3 protein-coding genes are annotated in these 2285 nt (G+C 71.2%); all 3 read left to right on the top strand.

The window, feature by feature from the left end:
* A partial coding sequence (locus tag R2740_RS18410; RefSeq protein ID WP_371304152.1) for a Dyp-type peroxidase occupies positions 1-364 on the top strand: 364 nt, incomplete at its 5' end.
* A gap of 197 nt (positions 365-561) precedes the next feature.
* Complete coding sequence (locus R2740_RS18405; RefSeq protein WP_371304151.1) at positions 562-1188, top strand: hypothetical protein; 627 nt, start codon at positions 562-564, stop codon at positions 1186-1188.
* 267 nt (positions 1189-1455) lie between these two features.
* On the top strand, positions 1456-2112 hold the full coding sequence (locus R2740_RS18400) for a hypothetical protein (RefSeq protein WP_371304150.1): 657 nt from the start codon (positions 1456-1458) through the stop codon (positions 2110-2112).
* The last annotated feature ends 173 nt before the right edge of the window (positions 2113-2285 follow it).

Below are 2285 nucleotides of genomic sequence, written 5' to 3'. Positions count from 1 at the left end.
GCCGCTCTCGGGCGGCGGCGAGTTCACCGACCCCGACTTCGAGATGGCCGGCAGCGACGGCCCGGTCATCCCGGCCGACTCGCACGTGGCCGTCGTCCACCCCGAGGCCCACCACGGTGCCCGGATGCTGCGGCGGGGCTACAACTTCGTCGACGGGAGCAACGCCCTCGGCGGGCTCGACGCCGGCCTGTTCTTCCTGGCCTTCGTGCGGGACCCGGAGACCCAGTTCCTCCCGGTGCAGCAGGCGATGGCCAAGCAGGACGCCCTGATGGAGTACCTCCGGTTCACCAGCTCGGCCGTCTTCGCGGTGCCCCCCGGGGTGGCCGGGCCCGAGGACTTCCTCGGCTCCACACTCTTCGCCTGACGTCGGTCGGCCGGCCCCGGCGGACCGGGACCCGGGCGACCGGGCCGACGTTTTCGCTCTGCCAGGTGACATTTGGGTCACGGTCGAGGCGCCGTGATAGGTGTGGCGATCGCGCCCCAGACCGGATGTCCGGAGGTGGCGCACCCAGGTGGGCGCTCGGACCTCCCGGCCGCCCTCTCAGGACCAGAAAGGTATCCATGAAGTCCCACACCAAGAAGGCCGGCCTCGCTCTCGCGGCGGCGGTCGCCCTCGTCGCCGCCTCGACCGGAGGTGCGGTCGCGGGTCGACTGATCACCTCCGCCGACGTGGAGAACAACAGCCTGCAGGCCGTCGACCTGGCGCCCAACAGCGTCAAGAAGTCCGAGCTCGCGCCGGGCACGGTCGGCTGGCAGAAGCTGAACCAGCCGACCAAGGCGCGGATCAAGGGCCTCGCGGGCAAGGCCCCGGTGCTCAAGGGCGCCTACTACTCCGTTGCGTTCTACGACGTCGGCGACACCAACGCGGGCGCCATCGCCACGGTCGCCTGCAAGGCCGAGACCGATGTCGCGATCTCGGGCGGCGTGCAGGTCACCGGCATCGGCGACACCCAGGAGGAGATCAACGCCGCCAACGGTCGCAACACCCCGGTGTCGTCGTCGTTCCCGGGTCGGATGGACTGGTCGACCAACTCGCCGCGCCCCGACCGCCTCGACGGCTGGGTGGTGCAGTTCGGCGGCAACGCCGGCATGACCTCCGACAAGGCTCCGGCCAAGGCCAAGGTCTGGGCGCTGTGCGTGTCTGGCCTCGAGGTGCCGGTCGAGCAGACCTACACCCAGTCCCAGTGACCCGTCGGCCCGGCTGAGGCACTCGCGGGCCGGCCCGGCAGCGTCCACCGCTGCGGGCCGGCTCCGTGGGGGCCCGCCGGGCCGGTCCGGGCCGCCGCACTGCCCACGCCACCGACCCGCGCGGGTCGGTGGCGTTCCCGTCTGTGTCGGCGTGACGTGATAGTCGTGGAGGCCGTGTCCGGACAATCCCGGGTGCGCGTCTCGGTGCGACCGGGGCCGCCTCGGACCGGGCGCGGATCGCCCGTCACCCGGAATCGAAAGGCACACATGTTGTCCAGCACGAAGAAGATCGGTCTCGCCCTCGCCGCCGCGGTCGCCCTGGTGGCCGTCTCCGCGGGAGGTGCGGTCGCCGATCGACTGATCAACTCCAGCGACGTCGAGAACAACAGCCTGCGGGCCGTCGACCTGGCGCCCAACAGCGTCAAGAAGTCCGAGCTCGCACCCGGCACCGTCGGCTGGAGCAAGATCAACGGCCCGACCAAGGACCGGCTGAAGCACGCGGACGTTCTCGGCTCCTCGGCCGTCGCGCTGACGACCACCACGACGCCGATCGTCAACATCGGTGGCAGCTTCGCGAGCCGCTCCACCGAGCTCGGCAGCTTCACCCTCGAGCCGGGCACCTACCTCGTCTCGTCCGACGGGTTCTTCATCAGCACCGAGGCCACCTCCGGCGGCACGCGCATGCAGCTGGCGATCCGCGGCGTCGACGGCAGCACCTGGGGAGCCGACTTCGGCACCTGCTTCACCGGGCTGATCTCGACGCTCAAGGACCGCGAGGCCACCTGCAACACCACCCGCACGGTCACCGTCGACGCCGAGATGACCGTCAAGGTGATCGGCTTCGGCTACGCCGACGACCAGGGCTCCGCCGACTCGGGCAAGCTCACCGGGACCGCGTTCGTGTCGGCGGTCAAAGTCGGCTGACCACGCCCTCGGCGGCCGGCTCCGCGCTCTCGGGCTGCGGCGCCGGTCGCCCGGGTCGCCCTGCGTCCCGGCTCCCGCGGACGGATGCGGTGCGGCGACCCGAGCGGGGGTAGAGTTCTTCCGGCACAGCGTCGTGCTCCGACCCGATCCTTCCGATCTCTCGTAGAGGACAC

The organism is Nocardioides sp., from assembly GCF_041393715.1.
Classification (GTDB): Bacteria; Actinomycetota; Actinomycetes; order Propionibacteriales; family Nocardioidaceae; genus Nocardioides.
This window is presented reverse-complemented; position numbering and strand designations above follow the sequence as displayed.